Genomic DNA, 20,727 nt, shown 5'->3' with positions numbered 1-20,727 from the left:
AGAGAACATTGCCGAAAATCGACAATGTTCTAAACAATGCTTCTACGCATTGGCAACTTCTTTAATAATTGAGATAACTGCTTCAGATACCTTTACTAACTCTTTTACTGGCATCCTTTCATTCGTCGTATGAATTTCTTCGTAACCAACTGCAAGATTGACTGTAGGGATACCATGCCCAGCAATCACATTGGCATCACTTCCACCGCCACTTGTTAATAGTTCTGGGCGACGTCCAATCTTTTCCATCGCTTTCTTGGCTACTTCAACAACATAGTCGCCTTCACTGAACTTAAAGCCAGGGTACATAACTTTAATATCAAGTTCTACAGAACCGCCCATTTCAGAAGCCGTTTTTTCAAATGCTTGTTTCATTTTTTCGACTTGCGCTTCCATCTTTTCTGGAACTAGAGACCGCGCTTCAGCTAGTACTTCTACATGATCACAAACAATGTTTGTTTGAGAACCACCTTCAAACCGACCGATATTCGCTGTTGTTTCATCGTCAAGTCGACCAAGCGGCATTTTCGCGATTGATTTGGCTGCCATTGTGATCGCTGAAACGCCTTTTTCTGGTGCAACACCAGCATGAGCTGTTTTCCCATAAATGGTTGCTTTTATTTTCGCTTGCGTAGGAGCAGCGGTAATGATTTTTCCGACTTCACCATCACTATCAAGCGCATAACCAAATTTGGCGATTAGCTTTTCAGGATCAAGAACTTTTGCACCTTGAAGTCCTGATTCTTCTCCAACCGTAATAATAAACTGAATCGTTCCATGCTCAATGTTTTGTTCTTTTAATACCCGAATGGCTTCAAACATAGCCGCTAAACCTGTTTTATCATCGGCTCCAAGGATCGTTGTTCCATCGGTCACCACATACCCATCTTTGATGGATGGCTTAACGCCTTTACCTGGCACAACTGTATCCATATGAGAAGTAAAGTAAATCGGATCTGCTTTGTCAACGTTCCCTTTAAGCGTGCAGATTAAGTTCCCTGCCTCATGATCTGTCTTATCTGCAGCATCATCTTCTTCTACTTCCACACCAAGCGATGTGAATTTCTCCTTTAAAATGGCAGCAATTTTCTTCTCGTGTTTCGTCTCAGAATCAATTTGAACCAACTCTAAAAATTCGTCTACTAGTCTTTGTTCATTAATCATGTTGTTTGTGCCTCCTAGAAATCGGTTTAAAGCGGGATATTGCCGTGTTTCTTCTTAGGGCGTTCTTCGTGCTTATTTCGCATCATTTCGAGCGCTTCAATCAGTTTCTTCCTTGTTTCTCTTGGATCGATGACGTCATCAACCATCCCACGTGAAGCAGCTATGTATGGGTTCGCGAACTTCTCACGATATTCTTCAATCTTTGCAGCTCGCGTTGCTTCCGGATCTTCACTCTCATTAATTTCTCTTGCAAAAATCACATTTGCTGCACCTTCCGGACCCATTACGGCAATTTCAGCATTTGGCCATGCATACACGAGATCGGCTCCAATGGATTTGGAATTTAAAGCGACATAAGCGCCACCGTATGCTTTCCTTAGGATAACCGTAATTTTTGGTACGGTCGCTTCTGAATAGGAATAAAGAATTTTAGCTCCATGGCGGATAATACCTCCATGCTCCTGTTTAATACCTGGGAAAAATCCCGTTACATCTTCAAACGTTATCAATGGAATATTAAAAGAGTCACAGAACCGAATAAAGCGTGAAAGCTTGTCAGATGAATCAATATCGAGTCCACCAGCCATTACTTTTGGCTGATTGCAAACCATTCCTACTGTCTCACCTTTTATTCGTGCAAAACCTATCACAATGTTTTTCGCAAAATATTTTTGTACTTCAAGAAATGAGTCTTTATCTACTACTGCATCAATCACCGTTCTAACGTCATATGGCCTGGTCGCATCAAATGGCACAATGTCAGCAAGATCTGCACAGAAATCGTCACGTTCTTCACTTTTAATGATAGGACTCTTTTCTTCATTATTTGATGGTAAATAACGAATCAAATCACGAACGCTTGCGAGAACCTCTTCTTCTGTTTTACCTGTAAAATGAGCATTACCACTTTTAGAACGATGGACTTTCGCACCACCAAGGTCTTCTGCTGTAATCTTCTCACGTGTAACCGTTTCAATGACTTTTGGTCCAGTTATAAACATCTGACTCGTATCTTCTACCATAAAAACAAAATCTGTAATTGCAGGGGAATAAACAGCTCCACCTGCGCAAGGCCCCATAATCACCGAAATTTGTGGAATCACACCAGAATAGATGGAGTTTCGATAAAAGATGTGTCCATACCCATCCAATGATACCACACCTTCTTGAATCCTCGCACCTCCAGAGTCGTTCAAACCGATAATTGGCGCACCATTACGCGCTGCAAGATCCATAACGTGTGCTACTTTTTTGGCATGCATTTCACCTAGCGCTCCGCCAAAAACGGTAAAATCTTGCGCAAATAGATAAATAGGACGGCCATTCACCTTTCCATAACCAGTGACCACACCTTCACCCGGCGCTTTTACATCTCCCATTCCAAAATCTTGAGATCGATGTTCAATAAACGAATTAAGTTCAACAAACGTACCCGGATCAACGAGTAAATCAATTCGTTCTCGAGCCGTTAACTTTCCTTTCTCATGCTGTTTGTTAATTCGTTCATCCCCACCTCCAAGCTCTACTTCTCTCCGTCGATCGTATAATTCATTGATTTTATCATACATATCCATTATTCTGCCTCCTTCGAAGGTTTATCACAAAGTTCGTACAGGACCCCTCCTGCTGATTTAGGATGCAGAAATGCAATATTCGCTCCACCAGCACCTTGAACAGGCGTTTCATGAATAAGTTTCACTCCGTTTTCAGAAAGTTCACGTAGCCTGTCTTCAATTCGATCGTCTGCAAGTGCGATGTGATGAATTCCCTCGCCTCTTTTATTAATAAATGAAGCAATCGGACTTGATTCTCCAATAGGCTCTAGAAGTTCTATTCTAGACTCACCGATTTTCATAAAAGCCACTTTCACCCCTTCTGAAACAACTTCTTCGATTGCCTCTAGTTTCAAATGAAGCTGGTTCACATAAAAAGGGAGTGCCTCTTCTAGAGAAGATACTGCAATTCCGATGTGATCAATTTTTTTAGGAGGTTCTTTAATCGATTGATCGATTCCGTCTCGCTCGTACACTGCTTTTTCGATAAAAACAGCTGTATCTTTAGTTGGCGTACCTGGCGTAAATACCTTTTGAATTCCTTTTGATTCTAAGAACGGAATGTCTTCCCAGGGAATAACTCCACCTCCCACAACGATAATATCCCCCGCATTGCGCTGTTCTAGCAGTGAAACAATTTCAGGGAATAGTTCATTATGTGCACCTGATAAGCATGATAAGCCAATCGCATCCACATCTTCTTGTATTGCTGCTGTGACGATTTGTTGTGGCGTTTGCCTTAAACCCGTATAAATTACTTCCATTCCATAATCACGAAGGGCCTGAGCGATTACAAGAGCGCCTCTATCATGACCATCAAGACCTGGCTTCGCAATTAAAACGCGTATCTTCTTCATCTCTTTTCCACTCCCCGTTTGTTTAAATTCCAGTGTATTCGCCAAATTCTTCTCGGAGTATGCCGCATATTTCACCGACTGTACAATAATCTCGAACACAATTAATAATAAGCGGCATCAAATTACTTGTGCCTTTAGCTCCCGACCTTAATTCCTCCAACCGAGCGCTCACTCGATGTTGATCCCTTGTAGTCCTTAGAGTTTCAAGCTTTTCAATTTGTTTCCGTTGAAGCTCTGGATCAATACGATGTAATTCTGGTTTGGGTTCGTCTTTTAACTTGTATTGATTCATGCCCACGACGACTTCTTCACCACTCTCGATTTTCTTTTGCGTTTCATAAGCAGCCTGGTGAATTTCGCGCTGCATATAGCCCTGTTCAACAGCGGATACTGCTCCGCCCATATCATCGATCTTACGAATATAATCAAAAACATAAGCTTCAAGCTGATCAGTCAAATTCTCTATAAAATAAGAGCCACCAAGGGGATCAACCGTATCGGTTACGCCGCTTTCGTTTGCAATAATCTGCTGGGTTCTAAGAGCAATCCGTGCGGAATCTTCCGTTGGTAAGGCTAACGCTTCATCTTTCGCATTTGTATGAAGGCTCTGTGTCCCTCCTAGAACAGCCGCAAGTGCTTGAATGGTCACCCGGACGATATTGTTGTCCGGCTGTTGGGCTGTTAACGTTGATCCAGCAACTTGAGTATGAAAGCGGAGCTGCAGACTTTTCGGCTTTTTTGCACCGTACCGTTCTTTCATAATTTTAGCCCAGATTCTTCGCGCTGCTCTAAATTTCGCAACTTCTTCAAGGAATTGATTGTGCCCATTAAAAAAGAAAGCAAGCCTTGGCGCAAAATCGTCGACTTTTAACCCCGTTTCAATTGCTGCATCGACATAAGCAATGCCATTCGCAATGGTAAAAGCTAGTTCCTGAGCAGCCGTCGAACCCGCTTCTCGAATGTGGTAGCCAGATATACTAATCGTATTCCATCGCGGTACATACTCTGCGCAATAGGCAAAAATGTCTGTAATCAATCGCATAGATGGTTTTGGAGGAAAAATATACGTTCCCCTTGCTATATATTCTTTTAAAATGTCATTCTGGATCGTTCCAGAAATTTGTTCTTGTGATACTCCCTGTTTTTCTGCTACGACGATGTACATCGCTAGTAATACCGATGCCGGCGCATTAATCGTCATGGACGTACTCACTTTATCAAGGGGGATATCTCGTAAAAGCGCTTCCATATCATCGAGTGAATCAATCGCTACCCCTACCTTACCAACTTCTCCTTTTGCCATCATATCGTCCGAATCATATCCAATCTGCGTTGGAAGATCGAAGGCAACGGATAAGCCAGTTTGACCTTGATCGAGTAAATAGCGAAAACGACGATTGGTTTCCTCAGCTGAGCCAAACCCCGCATATTGTCTCATTGTCCATGTTCTACCACGATACATGGTTGGTTGAATCCCTCGTGTGTATGGATATTGTCCGGGTAAACCCAGTTTCTCCATGTAATGCTGACCTAAGTGAGCCGGATATCCAAGACGGTCTATGTCAATTCCAGAGCTCGTCTTAAACGCTTCTTTTTTCTCCGGAAATTTCTCGATTAATTTTTCAGTTAGTGCTTTCCATTCCTCAAATTGACTTTGAAAATCTTTCTTTTCTGTCTCCATCCCCATTCCTCCCTGGTTGTCTTCCTCTAATTGAATCGATTAGAAATTTAGATGTCTAACTTATATTTAATTCTGGATAAAGTAAGCGTTTTCCTCTAAGATTCGTAAAATTTGTCGAAGCACTTTCTAATTTCATCAAGGATAGTCTTGTCCATCCCAACAAATCATTGTAAAATAACGATAGAATGCTTATTTTGGGAGGGACTCTCATGCCTCGTAAAGCTACAAAGATCGTTGTTTATATTATGATAATTTCGATGCTTCTTAGTTTATTTGCTGGAGCAACAGCGATGTTGTTTTAATGACATCACATTTTCAACTAGCCATTTTATAAATATAGGAAACAAAGCATAGAAAAGAAGAAGCTGCCATTAGACAGCTTCTTCTTTTATGATCACTTTAATTCGATATTTTCTCCTATCGCTCCAGCTTTACTTGCCAGTTCATGAAAAGTTTGATCGCTTGAAGTAATTAGAATTTTAGTTCCAATTGGTATGTCATTATAAAGCAGTTCAACTTCCTCATTTAAAAGTCGAATACATCCAGCAGTTGTATATTTCCCAATTGAATCTGGACGATTTGTTCCATGGACGCCATAAATTCTACCGTTTGTTCCTTTTGCATCAAAACCAATCCACCTTGTACCAAGCGGATTCTCTTTCACTCCACCTTCAATATTTTTCTTTCTGTAATAAGGATTTTCCGCCTTCACAATTATTGTAAATAGTCCTTCAGGAGTCTGATCTATACTTTTACCAGTCGCTACCGATAAAACACGCTGAACTTCATTTCCATCAATATAAGCTAATTCGTTCACCTTCTTATTTACAATAAGAAATGGGTCACCTGCATTTGGCTGAGTACCGAATGGAAAGAGAATGGATACCGATAAATACAGTGATAACATGATAGAGAACAAATGTATCACTCCTTTTATTCTCTATCATGCAACCATTTATAGGATTCATTCAGCTTTTGAAAAAGCGCCTGGTTTAAAGTAACGCTTTAGTAATAAATATTGTTCGACTTCATTTAGAAAATACAGAAGGGCTGAGCGCGTTTCAAACTCTTCGCGATCTGCAGGCAGTGGAGAATTCCGAAATTCCTCACGCATCGTTTCTAATTCTTCTAGAAAAACATTTGCTGTATTTTGGGGCTTTACTGAGCTACTGAGCTTCTCCATAAAATCAGCCATTGTACGACCATGAATATAAGTTTGATCAAGAGATGAAATAATTGGTAACACTCTCTCCAAGATCGTAAATTGTTTTTCGCGCATTTTAAAATAAACATAATACTTATCATCATCACGTAACATATGATTTTCTATATCTTTGAGTGCAAGGTTCTTAGCATACTGAAGTAAGTCACCAACTTCAATGATCTCTTTTCCATCCCAATTACTTTCCCCTTCACGAAGATAAACAGCATACTCCATAAGGATAACTGAAAATTTTTCTTCGATTTGTTTTCTGATATTCAACAAATCTTTTTCAAGGCTTGGCATATACAAATTAAAGAGAAGTGCAACTCCAATTCCTATGACAATAATCGCTACTTCATTCCATACAATTCCCCAACTTACATGATTGAAATTATAAATATGAAGTATGATAACTGAACTTGTAATAACGCCTTCCGTTGCTTTTATTGCAACAACTACTGGTATAAAGAAGAGTAGCAATAAAGATATGCTAAACGGTGTATAACCAATTCCTTCAAAGAATACTGCACTAAATACAATACCAAGTAAACAAGCTAAAAACCGTTCCCAAGAACTTCGAAATGATCGTTTAGTTGTTGGTTTAATACAAAGAATCGTTAAAATACCGGCAGAAACATAGTTATCAAGTGAGAAAAGTTGCGCAATGGTGATGGCAACCCCAGTTCCTATTGCTGTTTTTAACGTTCGATAGCCAATTTTCACTTTCAATAAAAATTCTTCCTTCCACAATAAGAGTTACTTCTTTAATATCCTTCAATTATCAGAGTCTAAACCATTTTCTCTTGATTGAACAGTTAATTTCGTATAGACAACGCTTTCATAACCAATTTTTTATTTAATACATAATAAACACTTAATAAAACAAAAAAGTGAACACGAATGTTCACTTTACAACACCTTATCTAAGAATACTTTTGCTCTATCTGTTTTAGGGTGATTAAAGAATGAAGTAGGTTCACTCTCCTCAACAAGTTTTCCTTCATCTAAAAACAAAATTCTATCTGCCGCTTCTCTTGCAAATGCCATTTCATGGGTAACGATGACCATCGTCATGCCAGATTGCCCAAGATCTTTCATGACGTCTAATACCTCTTTAACCATCTCTGGATCAAGAGCAGATGTAGGTTCATCAAACAACATATATTCTGGCTCCATTGCTAGGGCTCTAGCAATCGCAACACGCTGTTTTTGTCCACCAGACAAGCGCTTTGGATACTCATTCGCCTTCATCGATAGACCTACTTGTAAAAGGAGCTCGTGAGCTTTTGCCTCAGCAATATTTCGCTTTATTCCCTTTACTTTCATTGGTGCGTAGATAAGGTTTTCTAAAACGGTTTTATGTGGAAATAGGTGGAAATGTTGAAAGACCATCCCAATTGTCTGGCGTAAGTTCATGATATTTGTAGATGAGTCTGTTAGTTTCTTATCATCCACCCAAATTGAACCAGAACTAACTTGTTCTAGTTGATTTAAACACCGAAGAAGAGTCGACTTACCAGATCCAGAAGGTCCTATAATCGCAACCACTTCACCTTTCTTAATCGATGTATTAATCCCACTTAATACTTCATTGTTACCGAAATTTTTGTGAAGGTTTTCTACTTTAATCACTCCGACTCATTCTCCTTTCTACTATTTTTCCTATCAGCGTTAAAATCATAACAAGCAAATAGTAAATTATCCCTGCAATTAGTAACGGTTCAAAGTATTTGAATTTCTCAGCAGCCACGATCTGACTTCGTCTCATAATATCAAAAACACCAATAACAGAAACAATCGCAGATTCTTTTGTTAATGTAATAAACTCATTCATAAGAGCAGGTAAAATGTTTTTCATAGCTTGCGGCAAGATAATATCCTTCATCATTGGACGATAAGGAATACCCAGGGCGGCGGCAGCTTCATTTTGTCCAGTGTCTACTGCACGAATTCCTGCTCGTATTATCTCAGATATATAGGCGGCAGAGTTGAGACCAAATGAGAGAACACCCGCTTCAAAAGCTGAAATATCATAACCTGTTAACTGAGGCGTTGCATGATAAAATAATAATAACTGTAAGATAAGAGGGGTACCTCTGAAAACAGATGTATAAGCATCAGCTAGCCAACTAAGCATCTTTACTCGCCCGATTTTAAATAAAGCAAGTATTGTGCCGAGTACAAATCCTACTATAGCTGAAACACTAACAAACTTTAACGTGACCAATATTCCTTGCAGGATGTAGGGAATATTAGGCACGAATTGACCGAAATCCAAATTCATGCCTGTTCATCCTTTCTTCTATGATGTTATTCTACGGTGTCCTGTCCAAACCACTTTTCGATAAGCTCGTCCATCTTGCCACTATCCTTCATTTCATTAATTACTTCATTAAATTCTTTCGTTAGCTCACTATCTTTCGGGAAAGCGACAGCTGACCCCGCTTCTTCTGTATTAGGAAGATTCTCACCAGTTAGATCGTAATTACTTTCTAAGTAGCCTTTTGCTACAGTATCTTCAATAATTATGGCATCATAACGTCCTGATTTAAGTTCTTGAATGAGTTCTGGAATACGATTTAACGTGATGATTTCCATATCGATTCCACTTTCTTTTAATTCTTTGGCTTTGTCTTCTTGAATTGAGCCAAGTTGAACCCCTACTTTTGCTCCACCGAGATCTTCAGGTTTTATCATTTCATTATCCGTTGAAGAAACGATCATATGGTTAGCTGAATAATAAATATCTGAGAAATCAACGTTCTCCTTACGCTCTTCTGTAGGCGTCATCCCTGCAAGAACAAAATCGACACGCTCACTGCTTAATGCAGTAATTAGTCCGCTAAAATCCATATCCTTGATCTCAACGTTATAGCCTAACTCATCAGCAATGTAATTTGCGATATCTACATCAAATCCAATAATCTCTTCTCCTTGCGCAGAATCAATATATTCAAACGGCGGATAGTCAGCAGAAGTGCCCATTACGAGGGTTTTTTCTGAATTTCCTCCCTCATCTTGACTTGTATCTTCATTTGATGATCCGCATGCCGCAAGTCCCATTACCATAAATAATCCTACTATCACGATTAACCAATTTTTCTTCATTTTTATTCCCCCTGATAATTGTATAATAATTCGTTAACTTGAATATTTATTACTATATCAGATATCTCGTTCTTATTCTACATATTTATTCATATATTTTTATATAAATTAAAGTTATTTTATTCTGTATATTCTGTTAATAACACAATGATATTCTTCTTCAGTCCGTTTCCTATAAAATCGAAAATGAATAAATTATGCATAAAAAAGCACCAGGCAAATTGCCTGGTGCTCACTAAAAGCGATTAACAATATTTATTGAATAAATATTGTAACATTCCGGATACTTCTTCAGGATCGCTTCCTTCGATTTCATGACGTTCTACCATGTTAATGATTTCTCCGTCTTTTAGAATAGCAAATGAAGGAGAAGACGGTGCAAACCCTGTAAAATAAGAACGTGCTTTTGCTGTTGCTTCTTTATCCTGACCGGCAAAAACCGTTACAAGATTATCTGGTGTTTTCTCGTTATTGATCGCCATCCTTGCAGCAGGACGCGCAACGCCTCCTGCACAACCACATACTGAGTTGACCATCACAAGTGTCGTTCCTTTACTTGTCACAACCTCTTCTACCTCTTCAGGTGTAGTTAATTCTTTATATCCTGCTGCTTTGATCTCTTCACGAGCTGTCGCGACAACATCATTCATAAATAGATTAAAGTCCATTGACATGATAGATTCCTCCCTTAATTCAAATCGCTTTCTTTCTTATTGTATCGCGAATCACTTCACTTTTCCAAGAAACGCTTTCATTCTATCAAAAAAACAGCCATCCCTTAATGAGATGGCTGTACATTTTAGTAAACAGATGTGTTATCTTTTGAGATTGTTTCTAGGTTTTCTTTCACTCGAGCAAGAAACTTACCGCAAATCATGCCATCAAGTACTCTGTGATCAAGAGAGAGGCAAAGATTTACCATATCACGGACAGCAATCATCCCGTTATTCATAACGACTGGTCGTTTCACAATGCTCTCTACTTGAAGAATAGCTGCTTGAGGATAATTAATAATGCCCATAGATTGAACAGAGCCAAATGAGCCAGTGTTATTTACTGTAAACGTTCCACCCTGCATTTCTTCACCTTTAAGCTTACCTGTTTTTGCTTTTTGGGCAAGCTCTTTCACTTCACGAGCAATCCCTTTAATTGATTTCTCATCTGCGTTCTTAATAACCGGAACGAAAAGTGATTCATCTGTTCCAACCGCAATCGAAATATTAATATCTTTTTTCTGAACGATTTTATCTCCAGCCCACATCGAATTCATTTGAGGGAATTCTTTAAGTGCTTCGATGACAGCTTTAACAAAGAAAGCAAAGAACGTTAAACCATACCCTTCTTTCTTTTTGAAATCATCTTTAATCCCATTACGGTATTCCACAAGATTTGTTACATCTACTTCCACCATTGTCCACGCATGTGGAGCTTCATGCTTACTGCGAAGCATATTGTTTGCAATTGCGCGACGAACACCTGTCACTGGAATCTCAATATCGCCCTCTGCAACAGGAACATCAGCGGCTTTTGATTCTGGCACTGATTTTGATGGAGCTTTTGGAGCTTCACTCTTCTCTTCTTTTTTGTTTTCAGCAGGAGTTTGTTCTTGCTTTGGTGCTGGAATTTCACCTGAGTCAATTACCTTCTGAATATCTTTTCGGGTAATACGACCACCTTTACCAGAACCGCTAATTTGTTCAAGGTCGATATTATTCTCTTGAGACATACGAAGAACTGCTGGTGAGTAGCGACGTTTCATCGGCTGATCCTCATCCTGCTCTTTCTTTTCTTCAGAAATGTTTTCAATCGCCTGTTGACCTGTTGACTCTTCCTGCTTTTCTTCTTTAGCTGCTCCACCTTCAACATCGATGTAACATACAAGCTCACCGACTTCAATTGTATCGCCTTCTCCAGCGACTAGTTCTTTAATAACTCCTGAATAAGATGAAGGTACTTCCGCATTCACTTTATCTGTATTTACCTCTGCAATTGGATCATATTTGTTTACAGTATCACCGACTTCAACGAGCCATTTTTCAATCGTTCCTTCTGTGACACTTTCTCCAAGTTGAGGCATCAGTATTTTTTCAACTGCCACAATAAACCCTCCACTTCTTACAATCTTTTAGTATTCTGCTAGTTCGCGCATTGCTTTTTCTACTTTGTCAGGATTCAGCATAAAGTACTTCTCCATTGGTGGGGAGTACGGCATAGCCGGCACATCCGGTCCTGCTAAGCGTTGAATCGGCGCATCAAGATCAAAAAGACACTCTTCTGCAATAATGGCAGAAACTTCACCAATGATACTTCCTTCTTTGTTGTCTTCCGTAACAAGAAGAACTTTACCTGTCTTTTTCGCAGCTTCTACAATGGACTCACGGTCCAATGGGTAAACTGTACGAAGATCTAGAACATGTGCAGAAATACCGTCTTTTTCAAGCTTCTCTGCTGCTTGAAGAGCAAAGTGCACGCTTAGACCGTATGTAATCACTGTAATATCGTCACCTTCACGTTTTACATCAGCTTTTCCAATCGGAAGCGTATACTCTTCTTCAGGGACCTGGCCTTTAATTAACCGATAAGCACGCTTATGCTCAAAGAAAAGAACCGGATCGTTATCACGAATGGCAGCTTTTAACAGCCCTTTTGCATCGTAAGGGGTAGAAGGCATAACAATTTTAAGTCCAGGGACGTTAGCAAAAAGCGCTTCAACGGATTGTGAATGATAAAGTGCACCGTGAACGCCACCACCATAAGGGGCACGTATTGTAATAGGACAATTCCAATCGTTGTTTGACCGATAACGAATCTTCGCTGCTTCAGATACAATTTGGTTAACAGCAGGCATAATAAAATCCGCAAACTGCATTTCTGCAACAGGTCTCATTCCGTACATGGCAGCACCAATTCCAACACCAGCAATGGCTGATTCTGCAAGTGGTGTATCAATCACACGGTGTTCACCAAACTCGTCATAAAGACCGTCCGTTGCGCGGAAAACACCTCCGCGTACACCAACATCCTCGCCTAGTACAAAAACTTTCTCATCGCGCTGCATTTCTTCTCTTAAAGCCTGGGTTATCGCTTGAATATATGAAATAACTGGCATAGTGGTTCCTCCTTACTCTTCGTATACATACTTCATTGCATCTTCAGCCGGTGCATAGTCTGCATTTTCTGCGTACTCTGTTGCTTCATCTACTTCTTTTTGAACACGCTCATGAATTTCTTTTTCAATTTCATCAGTCAAAACGCCTACTTCTTTTAAATAAGCTGCAAACGTAATAACAGCATCCTTTTTCTTCGCTTCTTCAACTTCTTCACGCGTACGATAAGCACGATCATCGTCATCACTTGAGTGAGGTGTTAAACGATAAGATACAGTCTCAATCAATGTTGGGCCATCGCCTCGGCGCCCTCTTTCTACCGCTTCTTTCGCAGCTTCATAAACAGCAAGCGGATCATTTCCATCAACCGTTACACCAGGCATTCCATAACCAATCGCGCGATCAGAAACTTTCTCACAAGCTAACTGCTTTGAAACTGGTACTGAAATCGCGTATTTGTTGTTTTCACAAACGAAGAGCACTGGTAACTTATGGACGCCAGCAAAGTTAGCCGCCTCATGAAAATCTCCCTGATTGGATGAGCCTTCTCCAAATGAACAGAACGTTACTAGGTCTTTCCCTTCCATGCGACCCGCGAGAGCAAAACCAACTGCATGAGGCACCTGAGTTGTTACAGGTGAAGAGCCAGTGATGATGTTGTTCTTCTTCTGTCCAAAGTGACCCGGCATTTGACGACCTGCTGAGTTTGGATCTTCTGCTTTAGCGAAACCTGAGAGCATCAGATCTTTTGCTGTCATGCCGAAAGAAAGGACTACGCCCATATCACGGTAATAAGGCGCAACAAAATCTTTCTCTGGATCCATTGCAAATGCAGATCCAACCTGAGCCGCTTCTTGTCCCTGACAGGAAATAACGAAAGGGATTTTACCAGCTCGATTAAGTAACCACATGCGCTCATCGATTTTACGAGCCATTAACATAGTTTCAAACATTTCAAGCACTCTTTCATCTGAAAGTCCTAATGCTTCATGACGATTTTCAGCCATAATGTTTTACCTCCTTAAATAAACCTTTTATTAAGAATGAATTGCTTTCCCATCCACAGCAAGTGCAGCTTCACCGATTGCTTCAGACAGTGTAGGGTGAGGATGAATTGTATGCGCTACTTCCCAAGAGGCCGCATCAAGAACTTTGGCTAGACCCGCTTCAGAAATCATATCGGTTACATGAGGGCCGATCATATGTACTCCTAAAAGATCCTCATTGTCCGCATCAGCTACAATTTTCACAAATCCATCAGATTCTCCGAAAACAAGTGCTTTTCCTATTGCTTTAAAAGGGAACTTTCCAACCTTAACGTTATGACCTTGCTCTTTCGCTTGCGATTCCGTTAAACCTACACTTGCCATCTCTGGACTGCTGTAAATACAGCTTGGAACCTGTGTGTAATTGATTGGGTCAGGATCTTGATCAGCTAGGTGTTCTACTGCAGTAATTCCTTCATGTGAAGCAACGTGAGCAAGCTGCATACCACCAATTACATCACCAATCGCGTATATATGAGATTCTTTAGTTTGGAAATATTCATTGGTTTGAATAACGCCTTTATCTACTTCAATTGTTGTATTCTCAAGACCGATGTTTTTCACGTTTGCTTCACGTCCTACTGACACGAGCATCTTATCTGCAGAGAACGTTTTCGTTTCTCCTTCATGTTCCGCTTGAATGGATACACCCTGATCCTTTTTTAACGACTCGCCCATCACTTTTGCGCCAGTGAAAAGCTTGATCCCCTTTTTCTTCATCAATTTGTGTGCTTCTTTGGAGATATCTTTATCTTCGGTTGGCACAATACGATCAGCATACTCAAGGACAGTCACCTCTACACCAAAATCAACAAGCATGGACGCCCACTCAATTCCAATAACGCCACCGCCGACAATGATAATGGAGGACGGGAGGCTTTCCATACAAAGAGCTTCATCTGAGGTCATAACATACTCGCCATCTACCTCAAGTCCAGGAAGCGTACGCGGCTTCGAGCCCGTTGCAATAATAACGTTTTTAGGAATCAACATTTCATTTTCTTCCCCGTTATTCATTTCAACTGAAACCGTACCAGGCATTGGAGAGAAAATGGATGGTCCAAGAATTCGACCGAATCCTTCAAATACATCTATTTTCCCTTGTTTCATAAGGTGCTTCACGCCATTATGAAGCTGATCAACAATTCCCTGCTTACGTTCTTGAACCTTTTTAAAATCTAACGCAATTTCCTTTGCCATCACGCCAAATTTCTCTCCATGCTTAGCAGTGGCATATACTTCAGCACTTCGAAGTAACGCTTTACTTGGAATACAGCCGCGATGCAAACAAGTACCCCCAAGTTCACGCTTTTCAACGATTGCCGTTTTTAGACCTAGTTGGGACGCACGGATAGCAGCTACATAGCCCCCAGTACCTCCACCCATTATGACGAGATCATATTCTTCAGCCATTCAAATTCTCCTTTATAAAACGTTTTATTCCCCTTTTTTAAAAGAGTCACTGCACATGAATTTTATAAAAATGCGTTAGAATCTCTAAACCATTGACTCCACAGAAGAGACAGGATAAATTTTCGCTATTTCCTCTTCTCTTAACACGCGTAATCCACCTTCTGCGAGCGCCTGTAGCTCATTCTCACCAGGATGAACGAGAACGTCAGCAATCCACTTGATTTGCTCTGTTATTTGAGAGACAAATTGTTTTCCATAAGCTAGACCACCAGTTAAAACTATCGCATCCACTTCTCCAGCAAGAACAGCACTAGCCGCTCCAATCTCTTTGGCTACCTGATACGCCATGGCATCAAAAATAAGTTTTGCTTTCTCATCTCCAGCTTGAATTCGCTGTTCCACTTTAACGGCATCGTTAGTGCCAAGGTACCCAACGTAACCTGCTTGTCCAACAAGCTTCTTCATAATTTCATCAGCGTAATACTCTCCTGAAAAACACATGGCGACTAAATCACCAACAGGAACTGTTCCCGCACGTTCTGGTGAAAATGGACCTTCACCGTGTAAGCCATTATTTACATCCACAACTTTTCCTTTTTGATGTGCACCAACAGTTATCCCGCCACCCATGTGAGTCACGATAAGGTTAAGATCTTCGTATTTGCTATTTAATTGAGAAGCTACTCGTCTAGCGACTGCTTTTTGGTTTAATGCATGAAAAATACTTTTACGTTCGATTTCTGGCACTCCAGAAAGGCGAGCCACATCTTGAAGCTCATCAACAACAACTGGATCAACAATAAAAGATGGGATATTGAGCTGTTCAGCAATTTCAAAAGCAATAATCCCACCTAAATTCGAAGCATGTTCACCCGAATAACCATTACGAAGATCTTCAAGCATGCGTTCATTAACTGAGTAAGTTCCACCCTCGATAGGACGTAATAAACCACCGCGTCCTACAACCGCAGATAATCTCGAAATATTAATATCTTCTTCATCTAACGCTTCAAGAATGGTATTTTTCCTAAATTCATATTGATCGATGATTGTTTTAAATTGATTGATTTCATCTGTATCGTGCCGTAATGATTTCTCAAATACAGCACGTTCATTATCAAATACACCTATTTTTGTTGAAGTTGATCCCGGGTTGATTACCAGAAGTCTATATACTTTATCTGTCACTCCAAACCCTCCGTTTATCTACGATGACCTAAAATATGCTGAGAGTTCGTTAAGAATTGACTTCTAGACTGCTTCATTTGCTCAATTCTTTCTTCAGCAAGACGGTCTGCCGCTGCATAAGTAGGAATACCATCGCGTTTAGAAATTTCGATAACTTTTGAAATAGTGTCATAAATGCCATCAACGCGCTTCATTGCACGATCGCGATTATATCCATAAAGCTCATCTGCAACGTTAATAACACCACCAGCATTGATAACATAGTCTGGCGCATAAACAATACCCATCTCATGAATCTGATCACCGTGTGTTGTTTCGCGAAGCTGGTTGTTTGCTGCTCCTGCAATAACTTTTGCTTTAATTTTGCCAATTGTATCGTCATTGATAATTGCACCAAGTGCACATGGTGCAAAAATATCACAGTCTACATCGTAAATGTCGTCTGGATCTACTGCTTTTGCACCAAAGTCAGCTACTGCACGATCAACTGATTCTTTGTTGATATCTGTAACAACTAGAGAAGCTCCTTCTTCATGAAGGTGTTTGCAAAGATTATAGGCAACATTTCCTACACCTTGAACAGCTACTGTTTTGCCTTGTAAAGAATCTGTACCAAACGCTTCTTTTGCTGCCGCCTTCATTCCTACATAAACACCATAAGCTGTTACAGGAGAAGGATTACCAGAAGAACCAAACGCTGGTGAAATACCAGTTACATATTCTGTTTCTTCATGAATAGTATCCATATCTTGAACAGTAGTACCCACGTCTTCAGCAGTAATGTAACGACCGTTTAATCCCTGAATATATCGTCCAAATGCACGGAACATTGCTTCATTTTTGTCTTTACGAGGATCACCGATGATAACTGTTTTTCCTCCACCGAGATTTAAACCTGCTGCAGCATTTTTGTACGTCATTCCTTTGGCTAAACGAAGTGCATCCTCAAATGCAGCTTCTTCAGAAGCGTATGTCCACATTCTTGTTCCACCGAGAGCCGGTCCTAGGGTTGTATCATGAATCGCAATAATCGCTTTTAATCCTGAAGCTTTATCTTGACAAATAACCACTTGTTCATAATCGTATTTCTCCATATAAGTAAAAAGTTCCATCAGTAATCTCCCTCTCTGTTATCCTCTAATTTTATTTAGCTGAACTTACTGCAAGCGCGATACTATAAACTTTGCTTTCTGAACTATCTGCGCGAGAAGTTAAAACGATTGGCGCTTTAGCGCCAGCGATGACTCCTCCAACTTTTGCATTTGCAAAATAGACAAGTGATTTATACAATGCATTCCCTACTTCTATTGAAGGAACAAGAAGGATATCTGCTTTCCCAGCTACTTCACTTTGTATCCCCTTATGCTCTGCTGCTTCTATTGAAATAGCGTTATCCAATGCGAGTGGTCCATCAATCACGCATTCAGAAATCTGGTCTCTTCTATTCATCTGAGTTAGCGCCGATGCATCAAGCGTCGCTTGCATAGCTGGATTAACAACTTCTACTGCGGCTAACGGCACAACTTTGGGGCGCTCAATGCCAATACTTCTCGCAATCGATACCGCGTTATTAACAATTTCGACCTTTTGCGTTAAATCCGGCTCAATATTCATACCAGAGTCTGTTACAAAAATCAGTCGTTCATATCCTCGAACATCAAATGCGGCTACGTGCGAAAGAACCTTTCCTTTTCGCAAGCCATATTCTTTATTTAAAACTTCTTTTAAAATGACTGAAGTGGAGACCATTCCTTTCATTAAAACATCGGCATCTCCATTTCGAACGGCTTGAACAGCCATTCTCGAAGCCTCTTGATCTGACTCCACATGCACAATTTGAAGAGATGATGATTCAATTAAACCTTCATCAGTTAACATTCGCTTGATATCTTGCTTATCACCGTAAAGAATGAATGAAGCCAGTTGTTTCTGAATAGCTTTATGAACCGCTTCAATCACTTCTTTATCTGCAGCAGCAGCAAGTGCAATCGTTTTGTTAGGTTGTTTGGATACTTCCATTACAAGTTGATCTAAATTCATTGATGTCCTCCCTCTACGCCATCATACTATTATGCAAGTTCCGTGCCAATTCTACATTATTGTCGTAACAGGGTTTTGAGCTGATGGACCACGCAACATCCTGCACACCACGCAATTTATTGCATGCCAGACTTTTCAATACCGTGTTTTTCCATCTTGTAGTATAGATTACGAAGTGACACACCTAATGCCTTTGCCGTCGCAGTTTTATTTCCCTCATAATGGGCAAGAGTTTGACGAATTGTCTTTTTTTCAAATTCATCGACTAGCTGAGACAACATTTTGTCAGGTGTTCGTTCGACGAACAGCACATCAGCGTCTTTTTGCTCACTTAACAATGATGGGAGATGGTGCGAATCAATCATCGTTTCAGAGACATCCATATGAATCACAATTCTTCCCAAAACATTCTCAAACTCCCTAACATTACCTGGCCAATCATAAGATTTTAAATAGTCAACAGCCCCGTCCGTTATCCCTTTAACATTTCTCCCATAATCTTGATTAATTTTAGTAAGCAAATGTTTAGCAAGGGCGGTAATATCTTCTTTCCTTTGTCTCAAAGGAGCTATTTGAATCGGTAGTCGATTTAATCGATAGTATAAATCTTCCCTAAATGAACCATCGATTATTCTTTTTTCCAGTTTCGCATTTGTTGCTGCAATTATTCTTACATTAATTGAAATTGGCTTCGCTCCGCCTACTCGAACTATTTCTCGCTCCTGAAGAACGCGAAGAAGCTTTGCCTGAGTCCCTAGAGATACCTCCCCTATTTCATCAAGGAATATACTCCCGCCATTCGCCTCCTCAAAAAGCCCTCGTTTACCACCCTGCCTAGCACCTGAAAATGCGCCATCTTCATAACCAAAAAGTTCGCTTTCAAATAAGGATTCAGAAATAGCAGCACAGTTCACTCTGACAAATTTGTTGTATTTACGATCACTTGCATTATGTATGGCATGGGCAAATAGTTCCTTACCAGTTCCCGATTCACCACGAAGAAGAACCGTTGCTGGCGTAGAGGCTGCGAGTTTCGCTTGTTGTACAGAGAAAGTCATTTCCTCTGACTCCCCGATAATGTCTTCAAAGGAATACTTTGCTTCAAGTGTTCTGATTATTTGTCTCGCTCGTTGAAGTTGATTGTTCAAAGAGTGTAGTTCTGAAATGTCATGAATCACACCGACACTTCCTTTTAAGAGACCATCCACTATAACTGGTGAAACATTAACAACAACTTCTCTTTTTGCGGGACCGACTTTCATTTGCACGCCACGCACTGGTTTTCTCGTTCTGAGTACACGCATGTGCATGCTTTCACCTTCAGAAATATCCGTATTCGCCGGCTTTCCAATTACTTCTTCCCGTTGAAGACCAGTTAATCTTGTGTAGGCAGGGTTGATCATAAGCCCTTTCCCAGTTTCATCCACTACTGAAATTGCCTCGTCAGAAGACTGTATAATCGCTTCCAGCATTGATTGAACACTTTTTAAATTTGTTACCTCTTGCGCCATCTGTTCAATTGCAGTCATATCTTTAAAAACAGCCAGAGCGCCTATGCGTTTTCCTTCATCATTAAACATCGGAATTCTCGTGGTAATAATTTTCTTACCATTAGGAAGTAACTGTTCTTTATTAATTTCCGCTTTTCCAGATGAAAGAACGCGTGGAAGTCTACTTGAAGCCATAAGAGACCCAATTATTTTTCCATCCGCGAGCTCTTTGCTAATTCCAGTTATTTTCTCAGCACTTCGATTAAATAAGGTCACTTCCTCATGCACATTCACAGCAATCATACCATCATGTGTTGAATCTAAAATAATTTCTTGTTGTTTGGATTGATGTCGTAACGTATCAATTAATATTTCTTTTTCTTCAATAAGTTTTAAAACAATATTAGCGACCGATCCTGGAATCAGGACAGTATGTTTTTCTCGCCTGTCTCTTATTTCTTCAAAAACCGCTTCATCCCCGGTAGCTTCTACAATGACATCGATTTCAAATTGATTTAATGCTACTTTCCAATCTTCAAATACAGCTATCCCACTATTACGAGCTTTAAGAATACCAGGTGCGCCTTGGTCACAATCCACCATCGCAATAACTTTCATCATTTTAGTTTCCTGCAAAATCTGCAAAAGCGCCAATCCGCCTCTTCCAGCACCTACAATCATACATGTTCGCAACTTTTTCATCACCTGCACCCTATACATGCAATATATTTCATACTAATCATACATCTCTTTTTAAATTTTGACAAATTATGCACGGTTGTTTTTATCGTTTTTTGTAAGTTGCAAACACTGATGGACACTTCATTCCTACTTCGTTACAATAGCACTAGTGATGTGTAGAAAGGGTGCACCAGT

General features: G+C 40.1%; 19 protein-coding genes. 1 reads left to right on the top strand and 18 read right to left on the bottom strand.

The features are described from left to right. Positions 1 to 42: 42 nt before the first annotated feature. The 4 genes from PQ578_RS07665 to PQ578_RS07650 are packed head-to-tail and all read right to left on the bottom strand — an operon-like array spanning position 43 to position 5,255. Entirely contained in the window at positions 43 to 1,164 is a 1,122-nt protein-coding gene (locus PQ578_RS07665; protein WP_273832997.1) for a M20/M25/M40 family metallo-hydrolase, read from the bottom strand. Between the two features lie 26 nt (positions 1,165 to 1,190). Beyond that, positions 1,191 to 2,738: an acyl-CoA carboxylase subunit beta gene (locus PQ578_RS07660; RefSeq protein ID WP_273832995.1), complete on the bottom strand. Its 1,548-nt coding sequence runs from the start codon at positions 2,736 to 2,738 to the stop codon at positions 1,191 to 1,193. Continuing rightward, positions 2,738 to 3,574 (bottom strand): methylmalonyl-CoA epimerase, encoded by an 837-nt coding sequence (gene mce, locus PQ578_RS07655; protein ID WP_273832993.1) that lies wholly within the window; start codon positions 3,572 to 3,574, stop codon positions 2,738 to 2,740. The genes PQ578_RS07660 and mce overlap by 1 nt, the downstream gene beginning before the upstream one ends. 22 nt (positions 3,575 to 3,596) lie before the next feature. Further along, positions 3,597 to 5,255, bottom strand: a complete 1,659-nt coding sequence (locus PQ578_RS07650; RefSeq protein WP_273832991.1) for an acyl-CoA mutase large subunit family protein — start codon at positions 5,253 to 5,255, stop codon at positions 3,597 to 3,599. Between the two features lie 209 nt (positions 5,256 to 5,464). On the opposite strand from PQ578_RS07650, the gene prli42 reads away from it, so the two are divergent. Beyond that, positions 5,465 to 5,557 (top strand): stressosome-associated protein Prli42, encoded by a 93-nt coding sequence (gene prli42, locus PQ578_RS07645; protein ID WP_142329569.1) that lies wholly within the window; start codon positions 5,465 to 5,467, stop codon positions 5,555 to 5,557. Between the two features lie 92 nt (positions 5,558 to 5,649). Here prli42 and PQ578_RS07640 read toward each other — a convergent pair whose 3' ends face one another. From PQ578_RS07640 to PQ578_RS07575, 14 genes are all read right to left on the bottom strand, one after another. Then, entirely contained in the window at positions 5,650 to 6,180 is a 531-nt protein-coding gene (locus tag PQ578_RS07640) for a L,D-transpeptidase (RefSeq protein ID WP_420541537.1), read from the bottom strand. A 39-nt stretch (positions 6,181 to 6,219) separates the two neighbouring features. Next, on the bottom strand, positions 6,220 to 7,188 hold the full coding sequence (locus PQ578_RS07635; protein WP_273832985.1) for an aromatic acid exporter family protein: 969 nt from the start codon (positions 7,186 to 7,188) through the stop codon (positions 6,220 to 6,222). Between the two features lie 180 nt (positions 7,189 to 7,368). Further along, on the bottom strand, positions 7,369 to 8,091 hold the full coding sequence (locus PQ578_RS07630; protein WP_273832983.1) for an amino acid ABC transporter ATP-binding protein: 723 nt from the start codon (positions 8,089 to 8,091) through the stop codon (positions 7,369 to 7,371). Beyond that, entirely contained in the window at positions 8,084 to 8,743 is a 660-nt protein-coding gene (locus PQ578_RS07625) for an amino acid ABC transporter permease (protein ID WP_098444144.1), read from the bottom strand. The genes PQ578_RS07630 and PQ578_RS07625 overlap by 8 nt, the downstream gene beginning before the upstream one ends. 26 nt (positions 8,744 to 8,769) lie before the next feature. Continuing rightward, the gene (locus PQ578_RS07620; protein WP_273832979.1) at positions 8,770 to 9,567 is read right to left on the bottom strand and encodes a transporter substrate-binding domain-containing protein; all 798 of its coding nucleotides are present in this window, start codon (positions 9,565 to 9,567) and stop codon (positions 8,770 to 8,772) included. A 245-nt stretch (positions 9,568 to 9,812) separates the two neighbouring features. Continuing rightward, positions 9,813 to 10,241, bottom strand: coding sequence for a BrxA/BrxB family bacilliredoxin (locus PQ578_RS07615; protein ID WP_159783030.1), 429 nt, complete (start codon positions 10,239 to 10,241; stop codon positions 9,813 to 9,815). 125 nt (positions 10,242 to 10,366) lie between these two features. After that, on the bottom strand, positions 10,367 to 11,665 hold the full coding sequence (locus PQ578_RS07610; protein WP_273832975.1) for a dihydrolipoamide acetyltransferase family protein: 1,299 nt from the start codon (positions 11,663 to 11,665) through the stop codon (positions 10,367 to 10,369). A gap of 27 nt (positions 11,666 to 11,692) precedes the next feature. Next, positions 11,693 to 12,676 carry an alpha-ketoacid dehydrogenase subunit beta gene (locus PQ578_RS07605; RefSeq protein WP_160918842.1) on the bottom strand — a complete coding sequence of 328 codons (984 nt, stop codon included), beginning with the start codon at positions 12,674 to 12,676 and terminating at the stop codon, positions 11,693 to 11,695. A gap of 12 nt (positions 12,677 to 12,688) precedes the next feature. After that, positions 12,689 to 13,681 (bottom strand): thiamine pyrophosphate-dependent dehydrogenase E1 component subunit alpha, encoded by a 993-nt coding sequence (locus PQ578_RS07600; RefSeq protein WP_098444149.1) that lies wholly within the window; start codon positions 13,679 to 13,681, stop codon positions 12,689 to 12,691. Positions 13,682 to 13,711: 30 nt separating this feature from the next. Beyond that, positions 13,712 to 15,133 (bottom strand): dihydrolipoyl dehydrogenase, encoded by a 1,422-nt coding sequence (lpdA, locus tag PQ578_RS07595; RefSeq protein ID WP_273832972.1) that lies wholly within the window; start codon positions 15,131 to 15,133, stop codon positions 13,712 to 13,714. Positions 15,134 to 15,217: 84 nt separating this feature from the next. Further along, positions 15,218 to 16,321 (bottom strand): butyrate kinase, encoded by a 1,104-nt coding sequence (gene buk / locus PQ578_RS07590; protein WP_273832970.1) that lies wholly within the window; start codon positions 16,319 to 16,321, stop codon positions 15,218 to 15,220. Positions 16,322 to 16,335: 14 nt separating this feature from the next. Beyond that, positions 16,336 to 17,433: a branched-chain amino acid dehydrogenase gene (bcd, locus tag PQ578_RS07585; RefSeq protein WP_273832968.1), complete on the bottom strand. Its 1,098-nt coding sequence runs from the start codon at positions 17,431 to 17,433 to the stop codon at positions 16,336 to 16,338. 31 nt (positions 17,434 to 17,464) lie between these two features. Further along, the gene (yqiS, locus tag PQ578_RS07580) at positions 17,465 to 18,361 is read right to left on the bottom strand and encodes a phosphate butyryltransferase (protein WP_273832966.1); all 897 of its coding nucleotides are present in this window, start codon (positions 18,359 to 18,361) and stop codon (positions 17,465 to 17,467) included. Positions 18,362 to 18,477: 116 nt separating this feature from the next. Continuing rightward, positions 18,478 to 20,553 carry a sigma-54 interaction domain-containing protein gene (locus PQ578_RS07575; RefSeq protein WP_273832965.1) on the bottom strand — a complete coding sequence of 692 codons (2,076 nt, stop codon included), beginning with the start codon at positions 20,551 to 20,553 and terminating at the stop codon, positions 18,478 to 18,480. Positions 20,554 to 20,727: the final 174 nt, after the last annotated feature.

Origin of the sequence: Guptibacillus sedimenti, assembly GCF_028610665.1 — a bacterium.
Classification (GTDB): domain Bacteria; phylum Bacillota; class Bacilli; order Bacillales; family Guptibacillaceae; genus Guptibacillus; species Guptibacillus sedimenti.
The sequence above is the reverse complement of the archived record's forward strand: the minus strand, read 5'-3'. Positions and strand labels throughout refer to the sequence as shown.

Bases quoted from the DNA above. Each gene is read 5' to 3' on its own strand.
- mce (WP_273832993.1), bottom strand. From the start codon at position 3,574: ATGAAGAAGATACGCGTTTTAATTGCGAAGCCAGGTCTTGATGGTCAT.
- prli42 (WP_142329569.1), top strand. From the start codon at position 5,465: ATGCCTCGTAAAGCTACAAAGATCGTTGTTTATATTATGATAATTTCG.
- PQ578_RS07600 (WP_098444149.1), bottom strand. From the start codon at position 13,681: ATGGCTGAAAATCGTCATGAAGCATTAGGACTTTCAGATGAAAGAGTG.
- PQ578_RS07650 (WP_273832991.1), bottom strand. From the start codon at position 5,255: ATGGAGACAGAAAAGAAAGATTTTCAAAGTCAATTTGAGGAATGGAAA.
- PQ578_RS07625 (WP_098444144.1), bottom strand. From the start codon at position 8,743: ATGAATTTGGATTTCGGTCAATTCGTGCCTAATATTCCCTACATCCTG.
- PQ578_RS07660 (WP_273832995.1), bottom strand. From the start codon at position 2,738: ATGGATATGTATGATAAAATCAATGAATTATACGATCGACGGAGAGAA.
- PQ578_RS07575 (WP_273832965.1), bottom strand. From the start codon at position 20,553: ATGAAAAAGTTGCGAACATGTATGATTGTAGGTGCTGGAAGAGGCGGA.
- PQ578_RS07620 (WP_273832979.1), bottom strand. From the start codon at position 9,567: ATGAAGAAAAATTGGTTAATCGTGATAGTAGGATTATTTATGGTAATG.
- lpdA (WP_273832972.1), bottom strand. From the start codon at position 15,133: ATGGCTGAAGAATATGATCTCGTCATAATGGGTGGAGGTACTGGGGGC.
- PQ578_RS07605 (WP_160918842.1), bottom strand. From the start codon at position 12,676: ATGCCAGTTATTTCATATATTCAAGCGATAACCCAGGCTTTAAGAGAA.
- yqiS (WP_273832966.1), bottom strand. From the start codon at position 18,361: ATGAATTTAGATCAACTTGTAATGGAAGTATCCAAACAACCTAACAAA.
- bcd (WP_273832968.1), bottom strand. From the start codon at position 17,433: ATGGAACTTTTTACTTATATGGAGAAATACGATTATGAACAAGTGGTT.
- PQ578_RS07615 (WP_159783030.1), bottom strand. From the start codon at position 10,241: ATGTCAATGGACTTTAATCTATTTATGAATGATGTTGTCGCGACAGCT.
- PQ578_RS07665 (WP_273832997.1), bottom strand. From the start codon at position 1,164: ATGATTAATGAACAAAGACTAGTAGACGAATTTTTAGAGTTGGTTCAA.